The 16,467-nt window shown below is 32.6% G+C and carries 17 protein-coding genes; 11 read left to right on the forward strand and 6 right to left on the reverse strand.

Features of this window, described 5'->3' with window-relative positions; all coding sequences use genetic code 11:
- Positions 1 to 272: 272 nt before the first annotated feature.
- Both ABS764_RS11215 and ABS764_RS11220 read left to right on the forward strand, forming a co-directional pair.
- Positions 273 to 2,630, forward strand: coding sequence for a sensor histidine kinase (locus ABS764_RS11215; RefSeq protein ID WP_408081892.1), 2,358 nt, complete (start codon positions 273 to 275; stop codon positions 2,628 to 2,630).
- Positions 2,627 to 3,019 carry a response regulator gene (locus tag ABS764_RS11220; RefSeq protein ID WP_408081893.1) on the forward strand — a complete coding sequence of 131 codons (393 nt, stop codon included), beginning with the start codon at positions 2,627 to 2,629 and terminating at the stop codon, positions 3,017 to 3,019. Before ABS764_RS11215 ends, ABS764_RS11220 begins: the two co-directional genes overlap by 4 nt.
- Here ABS764_RS11220 and ABS764_RS11225 read toward each other — a convergent pair.
- Positions 3,016 to 3,570, reverse strand: a complete 555-nt coding sequence (locus ABS764_RS11225; RefSeq protein WP_408081894.1) for a hypothetical protein — start codon at positions 3,568 to 3,570, stop codon at positions 3,016 to 3,018. The genes ABS764_RS11220 and ABS764_RS11225 overlap by 4 nt on opposite strands.
- An 86-nt stretch (positions 3,571 to 3,656) precedes the next feature.
- Here ABS764_RS11225 and ABS764_RS11230 point away from each other — a divergent pair, with 86 nt between their 5' ends.
- Both ABS764_RS11230 and ABS764_RS11235 read left to right on the forward strand, forming a co-directional pair.
- Positions 3,657 to 3,905 (forward strand): hypothetical protein, encoded by a 249-nt coding sequence (locus ABS764_RS11230; protein ID WP_408081895.1) that lies wholly within the window; start codon positions 3,657 to 3,659, stop codon positions 3,903 to 3,905.
- A gap of 159 nt (positions 3,906 to 4,064) precedes the next feature.
- The gene (locus tag ABS764_RS11235; RefSeq protein ID WP_408081896.1) at positions 4,065 to 4,505 is read left to right on the forward strand and encodes a KTSC domain-containing protein; all 441 of its coding nucleotides are present in this window, start codon (positions 4,065 to 4,067) and stop codon (positions 4,503 to 4,505) included.
- 76 nt (positions 4,506 to 4,581) lie between these two features.
- Here the strand turns inward: ABS764_RS11235 and ABS764_RS11240 are convergent, their stop codons facing one another.
- Complete coding sequence (locus ABS764_RS11240) at positions 4,582 to 5,274, reverse strand: SIMPL domain-containing protein (RefSeq protein ID WP_408081897.1); 693 nt, start codon at positions 5,272 to 5,274, stop codon at positions 4,582 to 4,584.
- A 47-nt stretch (positions 5,275 to 5,321) separates the two neighbouring features.
- Entirely contained in the window at positions 5,322 to 5,960 is a 639-nt protein-coding gene (locus ABS764_RS11245) for a rhomboid family intramembrane serine protease (RefSeq protein WP_408081898.1), read from the reverse strand.
- Positions 5,961 to 6,075: 115 nt separating this feature from the next.
- Here ABS764_RS11245 and ABS764_RS11250 point away from each other — a divergent pair, with 115 nt between their 5' ends.
- The gene (locus tag ABS764_RS11250) at positions 6,076 to 6,945 is read left to right on the forward strand and encodes a lysophospholipid acyltransferase family protein (protein WP_408081899.1); all 870 of its coding nucleotides are present in this window, start codon (positions 6,076 to 6,078) and stop codon (positions 6,943 to 6,945) included.
- A 63-nt stretch (positions 6,946 to 7,008) separates the two neighbouring features.
- Here the strand turns inward: ABS764_RS11250 and ABS764_RS11255 are convergent, their stop codons facing one another.
- Positions 7,009 to 7,761, reverse strand: coding sequence for a membrane metalloprotease (locus tag ABS764_RS11255; RefSeq protein ID WP_408081900.1), 753 nt, complete (start codon positions 7,759 to 7,761; stop codon positions 7,009 to 7,011).
- 81 nt (positions 7,762 to 7,842) lie between these two features.
- Entirely contained in the window at positions 7,843 to 8,883 is a 1,041-nt protein-coding gene (locus ABS764_RS11260) for a hypothetical protein (protein ID WP_408081901.1), read from the reverse strand.
- Between the two features lie 239 nt (positions 8,884 to 9,122).
- Here ABS764_RS11260 and ABS764_RS11265 point away from each other — a divergent pair, with 239 nt between their 5' ends.
- The 4 genes from ABS764_RS11265 (at position 9,123) to ABS764_RS11280 (ending at position 13,606) form a co-directional block, all read left to right on the forward strand.
- Positions 9,123 to 9,638: an RNA polymerase sigma factor gene (locus ABS764_RS11265; RefSeq protein ID WP_408081902.1), complete on the forward strand. Its 516-nt coding sequence runs from the start codon at positions 9,123 to 9,125 to the stop codon at positions 9,636 to 9,638.
- A 59-nt stretch (positions 9,639 to 9,697) separates the two neighbouring features.
- A complete protein-coding gene (locus ABS764_RS11270) occupies positions 9,698 to 10,612 on the forward strand; it encodes a FecR family protein (RefSeq protein WP_408081903.1) in 915 nt (304 codons plus the stop codon).
- Positions 10,599 to 13,121 carry a TonB-dependent receptor gene (locus tag ABS764_RS11275; RefSeq protein ID WP_408081904.1) on the forward strand — a complete coding sequence of 841 codons (2,523 nt, stop codon included), beginning with the start codon at positions 10,599 to 10,601 and terminating at the stop codon, positions 13,119 to 13,121. The genes ABS764_RS11270 and ABS764_RS11275 overlap by 14 nt, the downstream gene beginning before the upstream one ends.
- Positions 13,122 to 13,207: 86 nt before the next feature.
- Positions 13,208 to 13,606 carry a DoxX family protein gene (locus ABS764_RS11280; protein ID WP_408081905.1) on the forward strand — a complete coding sequence of 133 codons (399 nt, stop codon included), beginning with the start codon at positions 13,208 to 13,210 and terminating at the stop codon, positions 13,604 to 13,606.
- A gap of 65 nt (positions 13,607 to 13,671) precedes the next feature.
- Here ABS764_RS11280 and glmM read toward each other — a convergent pair whose 3' ends face one another.
- Entirely contained in the window at positions 13,672 to 15,072 is a 1,401-nt protein-coding gene (gene glmM, locus ABS764_RS11285) for a phosphoglucosamine mutase (RefSeq protein ID WP_408081906.1), read from the reverse strand.
- 98 nt (positions 15,073 to 15,170) lie between these two features.
- Between glmM and ABS764_RS11290 the strand changes: the two genes are divergently transcribed.
- A complete protein-coding gene (locus ABS764_RS11290; protein WP_408081907.1) occupies positions 15,171 to 15,755 on the forward strand; it encodes an acyl carrier protein phosphodiesterase in 585 nt (194 codons plus the stop codon).
- 3 nt (positions 15,756 to 15,758) lie between these two features.
- On the forward strand, positions 15,759 to 16,424 hold the full coding sequence (locus tag ABS764_RS11295) for a DNA alkylation repair protein (RefSeq protein ID WP_408081908.1): 666 nt from the start codon (positions 15,759 to 15,761) through the stop codon (positions 16,422 to 16,424).
- Positions 16,425 to 16,467 lie beyond the last annotated feature (43 nt).

Below are 16,467 nucleotides of genomic sequence, written 5' to 3' on the forward strand. Positions count from 1 at the left end.
TGTTTTATAATGCACAAAGTTCATCATTTTTATATAGAAATTTCAATAAAATCTTTTTATTATCTATTAATTGGAGACCAGCCTGTTACTAAAATTTTATTTCTGCTTTTAAAAAAAATCTGAATTTATACTTTTTATAAATTAGCAAACCAGGAATCAATTTTCCTTTTTTTTTATTTTTTTTTCATAGATTTGGATAAATTCATTACATTATCATTTAATTTTTAGTAATTAGCTTGACAAAAAATAAAAACTCTTAGCTTCTTTGTAAAATGAATTTTATTAAATCAAACACAAATTCAGGCAATTGGTTCAAATTAAAACCAAAATTGATTGGGACGCTGGTCTTTTTATTTTTTTGTACTATTTTTTCTTTAATTATTTATCAGCAGTATCATATTGAAAAAAAGGTCAAGCACGATGAGATGCATACTATTCTTGAAGCAATACACAAAAGCATAGATCAATCTTTAAAAAAAAATTATGTCGATGCTCTGACGTTAGCATTAACTATTAATGATAAAGGAATACCGGAAAATTTTGAGGCAGTAGGTAAAAAAATTCTGGAGGCAGACAGCAACATAGACGCTGTACAACTGGTGCCCGACGGAATTATACGCTATACTTATCCGTTAAAAGAAAATCAGGCTGCCCTGGGAATTGATATTCTCAACAATAAAAAGTATCGTGCAGAAGCTCTCAAAGCCATTCAGACAAAAAGAATGTATTTTGCAGGTCCGTTTGAATTAAAACAGGGTGGATTAGGCATCTTAGGCCGTATAGCCATTTATAAGGAAAACCGTTTTTGGGGTTTTTCAGCAGTTATTATCCGCTTTAATACTTTACTCAATAAACCGGAAATAAAAAAAATTGATCCGTCGAAATATTTTTTCCAAATTTCGAAAGTCAATCCTCTTACTCATAAAGAAACCTTTTTTTTAGAAACATCAGAAAAATTAAATCCTGAAAATGCAGTTGTTTCAATAGTTCCTGATGGTGACTGGACACTTTACCTTGTCAATAAAAAACCTAATGAGTTATTATTTACTTTTACAGTTCGTAGCCTTCTGGCTTTGATTTTAGCTTTACTGATTGGATTTCTGACTACTTCTTTTTTTAGAAAACCGGCAGAATTAGAAAAATTACTTAAAGAACAGGCGGCGAAACTTTTAAAAAATGAAATTAAATTTAAAAGTGTTTTTGATCAGGCTGCAGTAGGAATTACCTATGTTGATACTGTTACGGGTCAGCTTTTAGAAGCTAATAAAAAATATTGTGATTTGCTGGGCTACACAGAACAGGAAATAAAACAAAAAAACATTCAGGCTATAGTTCATCCTGATGATTTAGAAGAATCTCTTGCAAATTTTGAAAAACTCCGTCAAGGAATAATCAGAGAATATGCTACTGAAAGAAGACATATTACAAAATCAGGTGCTACTATCTGGATTAAGCTTACTGTTTCTCCTCTTTGGGAAGTCAATTCATTTCCTACAAACCATATTGCTATTGCAGAAGATGTAACCCAGCGTAAACTTGCAGAAGAAGCTATTTATAATTCGCAGAAAAGAATAGAATCCCTCATTAATACCATTGATGGAATTGTGTGGGAATGTGATGCCAAAACATTAGAATTTAATTTTATCAGTAAAAAAGTGGAAGATATTTTAGGCTTTACTTCTCAGGAATGGATCAATACACCAAATTTTTGGATTGATCATATTTATCCTGCTGATAAAGAATCTGCCTTGTCATTTTGTTACGAACAAACCAGCAAAAAATTAAATCATGATTTTGAATACCGGATGATTGCTAAAGACGGCTCCATTGTTTGGGTAAGAGATATTGTTAATGTAATTGTTGAAAATGGCGAAGCCCAAAGATTAAGAGGCATTATGATTGATGTTACTAAAACCAAAGAAATTGAAAAAGATTTAAACAATTCATTCCATCTGGTTACCGAACAAAATAAACGTCTTTTGAATTTTTCATATATTGTTTCTCATAATTTAAGATCTCATACCAGCAACATTTCCTCTATTGTTGATTTAATTGAACACTCAGAATCCGAAGAAGAAAAAGAAGAAATGATACAATTATTAAAATCCGTTTCCGATTCATTAAATGAAACAATGTTAAACCTGAATGAAGTTGTTAATATCCAGACTAATGTAGGTATTGTAACCGAAGATCTGAATCTGAAACAATATATCGATAATACAATCAATATTCTTGCTGACCAAATTGAATTAAAAGGAGTAAACATAATTTCTTCCATTGACGAAGCCATTCAAATAAACTATAATCCAGCTTATCTTCAAAGTATTTTATATAACCTTATTTCAAATGCCATCCGTTACAGTCATCCGGAAAGACATCCTGAAATTTATATTGACTGTTACACTGAAAACGAAAAAACCGTACTGAAGGTATCTGATAACGGAATAGGTATTGATCTTGATAAAAACGGGCATAAAATTTTTGGAATGTATAAAACATTCAGTAACCACAAAGAGGCTAAAGGCATTGGTCTGTTTATTACCAAAAATCAAATTGACGCTATGGGAGGCAGTATAACTGTAGAAAGTAAGCCTGATTTAGGAACCACTTTTAAAGTTTATATATCATGAACCAAAAAAGCATCTGGGTTGTAGATGATGATCCTATTTATCAAATTATCATGAAAAAAATCATCGGTAAATCGGGACTTTTTTCTAATGTACATTCTTTTTCAAATGGATACGAAGCAATCAATTCCCTGAAACAGATTATTGCCGAAAAAGGAAATTTCCCGGATGTCATTCTTTTAGATATTGAAATGCCGGTTCTTGACGGCTGGGGCTTTATGGATGAAATACTTGTTTTGAAACCGCAAATTCAGGCTGAAATTAAAATTTATATTTCCAGTTCTTCTATAGCAATTGAAGATAAAGAAAGGGCAAAAAACAATCCGGTAATTCTGGGATACATGTCAAAACCCATAAGTTTAAACGACTTAATAAAAATTACAACAAACTAAATTTTAAGAGCCACCTTTTTTTTGATCTCTTCCAGTGTATTATCGGTATAAATCAAATCTTCGATAATTAACGTTCTCAAAAGAGCAATATCATCACAGTCAAAATGTTTTGCCCAGGAAGTCAATTGAAGTAAATTTCTAATTTGTTTGATTCTTTTGGTCGTTTCCGCACTAGTACGCAATATTGCTTTTTGATCATAAAGCGGATTCATCCGGTGTTGATAATTAACGGTGTTTTTACCATAATCCATTTCTAAATAATACAATTTATCTGTTGCATTATCCGGATAAAAACAATCCCATTTTGCAAAACCTGTTTTATATTTGGATTCTGTTTCCGGATCCATAGCCACTAATCGCCATTTACTGTTAGCCAAACGTCCCCAATGATTAGAAACGCGATACATTCCTTCCTCAGTGTAATAATAACTGCTCCCTGCTTTGCTTTCAAACTGTACTTTTAAGCCGTCTAAAACATCCGGAAGGACTTCGTGAAAGACACAAAAGGTGTTTTTAAAAGAATTAGGATGGGGTTTAAAGTTTTTTTGCATGAGCGCAAAGATACTCAGAAAACATAAAACTGCCTGCAGCGATTAATAAATGATTAACTTTGCACTTAAATTTAAAAATAAAGATTATGAGCAAAGCTTCAGAAGGAAAGATGTTACAAAAAGGAGTATATACAGGAATTATTGAAAAAGATGAAAACAACAACTTTTTTTGTGGAGAATACTTATTAGATTATAAAATGGTTATGGCTAAACATGCTGTTGGTGATTGGATTACCATAAAATCAGTCATCGAAAACCCAAGTGACATCAGTCATAATAAATATCCTAAAAAATCTAAAAACTTTGACAAAGCAAACAATAAGCCGGAACAATAACAACTGACAATCTGAATGTTAGCAGAATAAAATCTTTTTTCTTTTTTTTTATTGATAAAGTAAAATTTAAAAAAAAGTGTACCTTTGCAAAAAAATTGTCGATTTTGAAACCGAAAAACATCTGTTTCCTCAATAAAAGACAAGTAGTTACCTTAATTTATGAAAAAAATAGTTGAATACCGCAAGCTCTTAAATGTAGACAAAACTGCACAGCTAAAAGATTTAAAAACCATTTATCGCAACGCGATGAAAGAAGCACATCCTGATAAATTTCAGGGAGATGAAGCTGGTTTAAAAGCGGCCGAAGAAAATAGTAAAAAAATTATTGAAGCTTACCATTTTTTAGTAAGCATCAATCCTGAAACTATTAAAGCAAACTTACCTGAGTACAAAGAAACTATTGCTACGGCGACAGTTACAGATTACAAATTTGTAGAAGGAAGATTGATTATCAATTTTTCTAATGGTAGTGTTTATGAATACATCAGTGTTCCTAAAGCAACTTATGTAAAAATGGTGAATGCTGATTCTCCTGCAAGATTTGCAAAAAGACATATCTTTAATGCTTTTCCTTATAGAAAAGTAACTAATCAGGATTAATTCATTTAATCTTAATTGATATAAAAAAAAGCCAGTAAAAATAATTTTACTGGCTTTTTTAGTTATTCTATTTTTTTTATTCTAATATAAAATTCACACTCACATTAGCCGTAATGGTAATTTCTCCTGCGGCAAGAGTTTCTCTTGGTGCAGCTGAATCGCTTTCCATTGCCATAGTTTTAAATCTTGCATACACCGGTTGCGGAGTGTAAGTCTGGGTATTGTCAGATATGGTCATAGCGCGTCCTATTTTTTGTCCTAAAACTGACACATAATCTTCGGCTTTGTGCTTTGCCTCTTTCATGGCTAATTTTCGGGCTTCTGATTCATATTGAGCTAATTTAGACGATTGAAAAACCACATTATCAATTCTGTTGATTCCCTGATTTACTAAACCTTCCATTAATTCGTCATATTTATTTAAATCTCTGACGATAATTTCAATGGTTTGTGTAGCATTATAAGTGGTTTTCTTTTTGTCGCTATCGTATATCGGATTTAACGCCACACGTTGTGTTCTGAAATCTGCGGAAGCAATATTCATTTTTTTAATTAATTTCAAAACAGCTTCCACTTGTTCGTCATTTTGTTTTTTGACATCTTTAGCAACATTCCCTCTGGTTTCAACCGTTGCTGAAATGGTAGCTTCATCAGGAATGACTTTTACCTTTCCTTCACCTGAAACACTTATTTGAGGAACTTGTTTTATCTCCTGACCATAAGATACGGTCATAAACAGTACGGATAGAAATACGACTACATTTTTCATTTTTTATACTTTTTAAAATTTTCAGATAATATTCAAAATTTGTGCCATTAAAGCTTCTTTAGTTTTATTAAAATAAAAAGAAGTATTATAGGAATTGTTAACAATATGACCATCAGTGGCTGTAGCCAGATCAAATCCGGATAAAATAATAATGTAATTAAATAACCGCCTATCGCTCCGCCAAAGTGTGCGGTATGTCCTATATTGTCATTTTTAGCCCGCATTCCGTAAATGGAATACATTAAATATAAAATTCCAAATACATAAGCCGGCATTGGAATGATGAAAAAGATTCCCAACATCATATCCGGTCGCAATAAAATTGCCGAATACAAAATTCCCGTTACTGCTCCTGAAGCTCCAATAGCTCTGTAATTATAATCATTTTTATGCAAAATTAATGTAAGTAAACTTCCAAAAAGCAAACTTGAGAAATAAATAATAAGAAAATGAATATTACCTAAATAAGCGATTACTACAGGTGCAAAAAAATAAAGTGTAATCATATTAAAAGCCAGATGAGCAATATCAGCATGCAGAAATGCAGAAGTTAACATTCGGATTTTTTCCCCGGAAAGAATACTCCCTGTATGAAATTCATATTTTCTAAAAAAAGAATAATCATTAAATCCTTTGTAACTAAAAAGCACATTGGCAACAATTAAAGTAATCAAAAAGCTGTTCATGTATTATTTTTATTATGATTGGTAAATATAATCATTCCGTGACACTCAAAGGCTAAGGAACTCCATTTTATTAAGGTTATTCATTTTTGACTTATATTTGCTAAAAAAATACTGCATGCAATTTTTAATTTTTATAATCGCTTACCCGTTACTCTGGTTGATATCGATTTTGCCTTTCCAAATTTTTTACTGGGTTTCTGACATCATGTATTTTGTAGTTTATTATATCATAGGCTATCGTAAAAAAACCGTCAGAGAAAATTTAAAAATAGCGTTACCACATCTTACTGCCAAAGAACACTTAGCTATAGAAAAAAAATTCTACAGACATTTCTGCGATATGTTTATGGAAATGGCAAAAACCATGACTATGTCTGCGGAAGAAATGAGCAAAAGATTTAAGATTACCAATATTGAGTTAGTCCGGGAATACGAAGCAAAAGATAAAAGTATTATGCTTTTAGCTTCTCATTACGCCAGCTGGGAATGGTTACTTTCTTTCAACATACAATTGTCGTATCAGGGAATTGCGGTTTATAAAAAAATAGCCAATCCTTATTTTGATAAATTAACACGGGATATTCGTTCCAAATATAAAACGGAATTAGTTTCAACCGACAAAACCATTCCATTAATGGCTAACAACAACCGAAAAGGAATTTTGTCCGTCTACGGACTTGCCAGTGACCAATCGCCAAAGAGAGCTCAGATAGCACATTGGGAAAGTTTTATGGGAATTGAAACTCCGGTTCATATTGGTCCTGAATTATTATCGAAAAAATACAATCTGAATGTTCTTTTTGCCAAAGTAAAAAAAGTAAAAAGAGGGTATTACGAAATGACATTAATTCCTATAACGGATGATCCTAAGTCACTTCCTAATTATGAAATCATTCACCGGTATATTAAAGAAGTAGAAAAACAAATATATGAAGCTCCTGAATATTATTTCTGGACACATAAAAGATGGAAACACCATCATTAAAAAAAAAGGGAATCAAACAGCGTTTTAAGCTTTTAATTCCCTTTTTTATATCATACAAAAATGCTATTTTCCTCCATTGGCACGAAGATCAGCAATGCATTGTGCGTCTAATTGAGGTACAACTCCACCCAGAACATTTCCTGATTCTGATTCCCAAAACATTAAGCAAGTCGATACCTTACAATGTCTTTTATGATCGGGATCCTCATGGTCTGACTGCAAAGCTGTCCCGGCATTGGTCAACCCTAAAATATGCCCAAACTCATGATTTATTACTGTCGTTTCTAATACTGTTCTGCTGGGCTTAAAAGGAGAATTACTTAATTTCCGAACTGTATTTTCATAGATTACAAATGAAGTATTTCTGTAAGCAGTACCTAAAACCACAGCGGTATCAGTATCACTCGCCGATTTTCCATCGGCAAAAAATGCCCAGACTGCAATTTCACTTCCGGTATTATAATGTTGTCTGTTAGCATCTTCTATAGCAACAATCTGAGCGTTAGTATAGGTTTCGTTACCCGGAGAAGGAATCGCTCTTTTTACTACATTAATTCCGGCTGTTTTGTAAATTCTGGTATTTAAAAAAGCGACAAAATTATTTATTGCTGTTGCCGAAGGTTCAAAACCTTCTACATAAACCACTTCAAGTAACATGCTGTCAAATTTATCTTCTGATAATAAATCATGTGCCGAAGTACCTAATGTTTTTTTATTGTTGGCTTTTACAACTCCATCCAATTCCTCATCTGAATCTTTAGAGCAGGAAGTTGCTACTAAAAAAATCAAGCTAATAGCAACAAATATTTTCTTCATTTAATGATGGGTTTTAAACTGAATTTCAAAAATACAATTTTAAATAAATTATAAATTGTAAAAGCCAACAAATAACAATTACTATTTTTTCAATACTAACTTCACAGCACTGTTTGTTTTACTTTCCAGCGTAATTGTAGAGTCTGTAAAACTGATTACTTTCCAGGTATTATTAAATAAACTTAAATTAGTATTACCTAAAAATCCAAATTGCAAATATAATTCTGTATCAGAAGTCACCTGATAAGTTCCTGTCGCAATAACACTTAAAGCATTCATTGATTTTATTTTCCAGTCATTTGCAAAATCAATTGTATATCCTAAATAATTCCCGGCCGAATCTATTCCTGCATTAATATATGAGTTGACTTTAAAAGTACCATTTACTAATATTTCTTCTAATTCTTCTTTATCTTCAGCAGCTTCATCCATTGAAGACTCAATATTCAAAGCAGCAGTAATACTCGCTTTTAACTCGGCATCGCTATTTAATTCTTCCGTAGAACCATCGGCAAGTGTTACTGAAATTGGGTATTTTACTGAAAAATATTCGGTGCTGCTAATGTTAATCATGTAGTTGTACATTTGCTCCTGAGAAGTAATCACCACACTTCCTGTTTGCTCTAAACTCGAATCATAAGTTAATAGCGTAATTGGATACTTAATATTTAAAGATGAAATAGCCGCTTCTCCGTCATTTTCTGCTTCTTCACAATTATTTACAATAGCATTATATTCCGCCTGGCTGTTAACTGTTACTTCAGTATAATCACTCATTTTAAGTGTCACAGGAAACTTAATTTCTACTGTATCCTCATTATTATTTAATTCTCCTAAAATAGAAATGGCCTGTTCAAAACTCAATTGACTTAAAAAAGTAAGACTCACTCCGTTTATTTTAGCAATAAAAGGGAATTTAATAGCTGAACAGGAAGAACCATCAATAAAATCATCTGATGATCCGTCAAACATAGCTACTCTTTTTAAATTAGTTGCTGTTGTAGAGTTAGCGGTATTGGTGTTAGGATTATCTCCCTGTACCTCATCTACTTCGTTCTGGCATGATGTTAAACTAAAAATACTCATCAATGCAATTCCGGTAATTAATTTTAATGTTTTCATAATGTTACAAATTTAATATTTTCTAAATAGTTATTAATGTCGATTTATTCGCATTTGTAAGTAAGACAACAGTCTCTTAATTTACCCTACCTAAAAAATTTAAAAAAAACAGATAAAAACCAACAACCTTGAAAATCAGTAAATTAAAATCTAATAAAAAACACGCTTCATATAAATACAGTGATTTCAAAAAAAATAATATAATTTTACCATAACCAAAAACCAATCCTGCTACAAGAATGTCTGAGAAAAAAAATACGCTTTGCGAAGAATCTCATTTCAGCGACTTTTATATAAAAAATGTACAATCAGCAACAAATTTCGCCTATTATAAATCAGGTGATGCAGATGCTGCCTTAGATTTGGTTCAGGAAGCTTTTGCTAAAATCTGGGAAAACTGTTCTCAGATTGATTTCTTAAAAGTCAAAACGTATTTGTTTACTACCGTAAATAATTTATTTCTCAACACCATAAAACATCAGAAAGTAGTAATGGCTTTCGCCAAAGAAACGCCTTATCACGATAAAACCAATCAGAATCCCGAATATATTTTAGAAGAAGAAGAATTTAAAATTAAACTTCAAAATGCCATTGCGTCTTTAAGTGAAGCGCAGAGAGAAGTTTTTTTAATGAACAGAATTGACGGGAAAAAATACAGGGAAATTGCTGATGTATTAGGTATCACACAAAAAGCGGTTGAAAAAAGAATGTCTGCTGCTTTGAAAATATTAAAAGAGCAAATCGAAAATATATAATTCACTTAAAAGTAGGGTAAAACTATACAAAGTTGTCTTATCCTTACAATGAGGAACTAATGAAAAAGGAAAAAGAAATATTAAAATGGTTAGAAGGAACACTTTCTGATAAAGAAACGGAAGATTTAAAACAATCTGAAGATTTTGATACTATCAAAAAGATTGCTCATTATTCTGCTCATATTGCCACACCTAAAGTAGATGCGCAACAGGCTTTGGATGCTTTAAAAAACCGAAAACTTTCTAAAAAAGAACCTAAAGTCCGAAGCTTAAATTATAAAAACTTCTTTAAAGTTGCGGCAATTTTTATAGTAGCATTAACAACAGCTTATTTCTTATTGTATAATACCACACAAACTTTTACCACCGGAATTGCCCAAACTAAAAGTTTTTATCTTCCTGACAATTCTCAGGTGTTACTAAATGCTTCTTCAAAGATTATTTTCAGCAAAAAAGACTGGAATAAACAACGGGATTTAACGCTGGAAGGAGAAGCTTATTTTAAAGTGCAAAAAGGAAAAACCTTTAGTGTAAAAACCACTGACGGAATTGTCAAAGTATTAGGAACCCATTTTGACGTAAAACAGCGCAGCAATTATTATGAGGTAAGCTGTTATGAAGGATTAGTAAGTGTTACTTATAAAACCCAAACGGTAAAACTCCCTCCGGGAAAGACCTTTAGAGTTATCAATAATCAAATTGAAAAAACGGAGGATTTTAATGCTCAGAATCCATCCTGGCTGCAACATGAATCCAGCTTTTCCCGTATTCCTCTGAATCAGGTTATTGCCGAATTTGAGCGTCAGTATGATATAAAAGTAGAAACTAAAGATATTGATACTTCTAAATTATTTACCGGAAGTTTTACACATAATAATCAAAAAACAGCTCTTGAAGCAATTACTATTCCGTTACAATTAAGTTATCGTATCAAAGGAAAAACTATTATATTCTACAAATATGAAGTGCAATAGATGGTTATTTTACTTTTTATTCATCATAAGTTTTAGTTATGCACAACAGCAGACTTCTAAAACTCCTCTAACGGATATTATCCAAACTATTGAACAGCAATTTAATGTAAAGTTTTCTTATGTTGTGGAAGATGTAGCCAGTATTCACATTGAAAAACCTGCTGCAACTCTTAGTCTTCAGGAAACAATGGAATATTTAAACTCAAAAATTCCTTTAAATTTCAAATTATTAGACCAGCGTTATATTACGATTTCTGTACTGAATAAATCATTCTCTGTATGCGGAGTGGTCCTGGACGAAGAATCAAAAACTACACTCCCGGGAGCTTCTGTCCGGATCAGCAACAATTCAAAATGGACTGTCTGTTCAAAAAACGGAAGTTTCAATCTGGAAGACGTTGCTGCTGACGCAACAATTTCAATTTCATATATCGGCTATGAAACTAAAAATTTTAAAGCAAAAGAATTCTTTTCGATCAACAAAAAATGCAAAGAAATTTATTTAAAATCATCTAAAGAAGAACTGAATCCTGTTTTAATCAGTCTGTTTCTGACTTCTGGTTTACAAAAAACCACCGATGGAAGTACGGTGTTAAATACAAAAAAATTTGGCATTCTTCCCGGACTTACGGAGCCTGATATTTTACAATCCATACAAACACTGCCCGGAATTGAAAGCAGTAACGAAAGTATTGCCAATATCAATGTTCGGGGAGGAACAAATGATCAGAATTTAATGCTTTGGGATAATATAAAAATGTATCATTCCGGACATTTTTTTGGGTTAATATCAGCTTATAATCCCAATCTGACCCAAAAAGTAGTGGTTACTAAAAACGGAACGAGTGCGGAATACAGCGATGGTGTTTCCAGTATGATTAAGATGAGTACCAATAACGAAATTAAAAACAAAATTTCGGGTGGAGCAGGCATTAATCTCATCAGCGCAGATGCTTATATAGAAATTCCACTCACTAAAAATCTGGAAATCGATCTTTCTGCCCGTCATTCCATCACAGATATGGTTAACACTCCTGCCTATTCTAATTATTACAAAAAAAGTTTTCAGGACAGTGAAATAAATGCCGATAACGCAGCTAAAAACAGTGATTCTGATTTTTCATTTTATGATTATACCGCTAAAATTCTTTTTGACTTGAACGAGAATCATCAGTTCAGAGCTAATTTTATCGGAATTAATAATGCGTTAAATTATGCTGAAAATCAAAATCAAAACACTACCAAAACCAGTTCGCTTTCGCAAAAAAACACTGGCTACGGCGGAAACTGGAAAGCACAATGGAATAGCAGATTAAGCAGTTTTGTAAGCAGCTATTTTTCCAGATATAATATTGATGCAAGAGATTACAGAGTCAGTGAAGATCAGCTTTTATCAGAAGCTAATGAAGTTATTGAAACAGGAACCAAACTAAATGTATACTATGACTTTAATCCCAATTTAAAATTATTAAACGGTTACCAGATTAACGAAACGGGAATGCTGAATCAGACCCGTGTGAGCGCACCTTTTTATTCCAGTACTAAAAAGAAAGTATTATTAAATCATGCCTTTTTTTCTGAAATTGAATACAATAAAAAAAACAGCTATGTAAGGCTGGGAATGCGCATAAATTATTTTCAGAAATTTGACAAATTGTTATTCGAACCCAGAATTAATTTCAGACAAAAACTCACCAAGGAACTGGCTCTAAAAGTAGAAGGCGAACTTAAAAACCAGACTACAACCCAGATTATTGATTTTGAAGATGATTTTCTGGGAGTCGAAAAAAGACGCTGGCAACTGGTGGATAATAATGAAATTCCGATTGCCAGAAGCAAACAGTTCTCAACAGGGATTGATTTTAACACCAACAACTGGAATATTGAGTTAACAGGATTTTACAAAATTGTGGACGGAATTACAGCTTCTAATCAGGGTTTTTATAATAATTTTCAATTTAAAAAAGCAAACGGCAGTTATACCAATAAAGGAATTGAATTTCTTATTAATAAAACCACTACACGATACAGTACGTGGATTAGCTATACTTTTAACAATAATAATTATAATTTTGAAAGTTTTACCCCGTCCACTTTCCCGAATAATCTGGATATTCGGCATTCGGTAACATTTGGATTTAATTATACTGTTTATAATAATTTAAAGGTGTCTGTTGGAGGAATATGGCGCAATGGTATTCCATATACCAAACCTGTTGAAGGAAATGAAACCGTACAAAACGGCAACAACACTTTTGTAAATTATGATGCGCCGAACAGCCTGAATCTGGATGATTTTTTTCGTTTAGATACTTCTATAAGCTATCATTTTAATTTCACACCAACTGTAAAAACCACTTTGCGGGCAGGAATTATTAATGTTACGAATCAAAACAATACCATTAATCGGTATTACAAAGTTGATCCGGATACTTCCGGAAAAGCCATTGAAATCAATAATTATTCGCTGGCGCTTACACCAAACGTAAGTTTCAGAGTGAATTTTTAAACAGATATATTATTTTTTTGTAAATATTAAGCTATATTTGAAAAAGTTTCCCCATAAAATTTTACTTAACCTGCAAAAATAAATTTATGACTAAAAACACTGATTTAGGTTTACTGATCCTTCGTATCGCTACCGGAGGATTAATGTTATTACACGGAATTGCGAAAATAGGACATACCTCTTTCATTGGAGATATGCTGGTTGATAAAGGCTTGCCATCTTTACTTTCTTATGGTGTATACTTTACTGAAATTATAGCACCAATATTAATTCTGATTGGATTCAGAACCCGGATTGCTTCTATCGTATATGTTTTAGGTGCTTTATTTGCGCTGTTTTTAGTGCATAGTGAACAACTATTTTTACTCAATGAAAATGGAGGCTGGCAATTAGAATTATTAGGATTATATATAGCCGGAGGAATTACGCTGTTCTTTACCGGAGGAGGAAAAATAGCGGTATCATCATCAAATAATTGGGATTAAATAATAAACCCTTTCAGAAATCAAATTCTGAAAGGGTTATTTTTTTTTTGAAAAATTCCAAAAATTTAAATTCCTGCTACTGCTTTAATTTCGTCAATAATACGTAACGCTAAAGCATCTGCCTGCGCCTGTGATGGTGCTTCGGTATAAATACGAATAATCGGTTCAGTATTCGATTTTCTTAAATGCACCCATTCGTCAGCAAAGTCAATTTTGACACCGTCAATGGTCGTAATATCTTCATTTTTATATTTTTCAGTCATAGCGACCAATATCGCATCAACATCAATTTGTGGTGTTAATTCTATTTTATTTTTGCTCATATAATACTCCGGATAAGAAGCACGCAAAGCTGCCACACTCATTTTCTTGTTTGCCAAATGTGTTAAGAACAACGCTACTCCCACTAAACTGTCACGACCATAATGGGATTCAGGATAGATAATTCCGCCATTTCCTTCACCTCCAATAATGGCATTATTTTTCTTCATCAGTTCTACCACATTTACTTCTCCCACAGCACTTGCTTCATAACTTCCATTATGAGCATTTGTTACATCGCGTAATGCACGGGAAGAAGACATATTAGAAACGGTATTGCCTGGTGTTTTACTCAGCACATAATCGGCACAGGCTACCAGCGTATATTCTTCACCAAACATTTCGCCATCATCACTTATAAAAGCCAGACGGTCTACATCAGGATCAACTACTACCCCAAGATGCGCCTTTTCTTTTACAACTAATTCGCAAATATCTGTCAGATGTTCTTTTAAAGGTTCCGGGTTATGAGGAAAATGTCCGTTAGGTTCGCAGTATAATTTTACTACTTCAACTCCCATTAATTCTAACAATTTAGGAATAATAATTCCTCCTGAAGAATTTACGCCATCAACAACAACTTTAAATTTAGCCGCCTTAACAGCCTCTACATCTACCAATGGTAAATTCAATATTTCATCAATATGAATATCCATATAAGCATCATTTTGGGTAATTTCGCCTAAACTATCCACATCAGAAAAATCAAAAGCTTCGGCTTCGGCAATATGAAGGATTTTTTCACCTTCAACACCGTTTAAAAATTCTCCTTTTTCATTTAATAATTTTAAGGCATTCCATTGTTTTGGATTGTGTGAAGCGGTTAAAATAATTCCTCCATTCGCTTTTTCAAGCGGTACAGCAACTTCAACCGTAGGCGTTGTTGACAAACCTAAATCGATTACATCTATTCCTAAACCTATCAATGTATTCACCACTAAATTATGAATCATCGGCCCAGAAATACGGGCGTCGCGTCCTACTACTACTTTTAATTTTGATTCTGTCGCAGCTGTAGTCTGACTGTTTTTTAACCAGGTTCCATAAGCGGATGCAAATTTTACGGCATCAACAGGAGTAAGATTATCCCCTACTTTACCGCCAATAGTTCCCCGAATTCCTGATATTGATTTTATTAATGTCATTCTCTTTTTTTGTTTTGGTTTACTTAAAAATATACATTGGTCACAAATATAATAATTGACTGCTTATAAAAGTCATTTAGAATTCATAATTTAGACGAATGAATTTCTTAGCACACATCTATCTTTCGGGTAATAATGACTTTATAAAAATTGGCAATTTCATGGCAGATGGTATTCGTGGCAAACAGTTTGAAAATTTCCCTGAAGAAATTCAAAAAGGAATACTCCTGCATCGTGCCATTGATACTTTTACTGATGCGCACCCGGTTTTCAGAGAAAGTACCAAACGTCTGCATGAGCGTTATCATCATTATGCAGGTGTAATTGTTGACATATTTTACGATCACTTTTTAGCAAAAAACTGGAAGATGTATTCTGATGAAAATCTGAAAGAATATATAAACCGGTTTTATCAGTCGTTGCACACAAATCATGATTTACTTAGTGAAAAAACAAAAGGATTGCTTCCGTATATGGAAAAACAAAATTGGCTTTTAAGCTATCAGTCGATTGCCGGAATTGATCAGATTTTGAGCCAGATGGATCGGCGGACTAATAATCAATCCAATATGCGTTTTGCCACAGAAGAGCTTAAAAAGCATTACACAGATTTTGAACAGGAATTTACTGTTTTCTTTGAAGAACTTCGTACTTACTGTACGCAAAAACTAACAACACTTTAAAAAATGGCTTTTATAAATCAGTTAGAAACTGCTTTTCAGACTCATAAAAACATTCAAAATAGTCTGGCTATGGCTAAGTATATGAAAAATCATTTTGCCTTTTATGGAATAAAAACTACTGACAGAAGACTGCTTCTTAAAGAAATTTGGCACACCCATAAAGAGGAAATCAAAAATAATATTCAAAATACAGCAACTGAACTTTACACCCGAAAACAGCGCGAACTGCACTATTGCGCTATAGAGATTGTAATCAAAGAATCTAAAGGAAATTATAAAAAATCAGATATTCGTTTTATCGAAAAACTAATCACCACTAATTCCTGGTGGGATAGTGTGGATACTATTTCCAAATATATTTTAGGGCAATATCTGCTGGAATTTCCCGATGCTGTGGAAAATACCATTGAAAAATTTTCAAATTCAGATAACCTTTGGCTTAATCGGAGTGCTATTTTATTTCAGTTGGGCTACAAAGAAAAAACGGATTTTGATTTACTGAAAGCAATTTGTCAGCAACATGAAAATTCAACAGAATTTTTTATTCAGAAAGCCATCGGCTGGTCCTTACGGGAATATGCTAAAACAAATCCTGATCAGGTAATTCTTTTTGTGGAAAACAGCAAACTAAAACCTTTAAGTAAAAAAGAAGCGGTAAAAAACTTATAACATCCTTAAAATAATAGTAAATTTGTTCACTCAAAAAATAAAG

It is taken from the genome of Flavobacterium plantiphilum (assembly GCF_046000495.1).
GTDB lineage: Bacteria > Bacteroidota > Bacteroidia > Flavobacteriales > Flavobacteriaceae > Flavobacterium > Flavobacterium plantiphilum.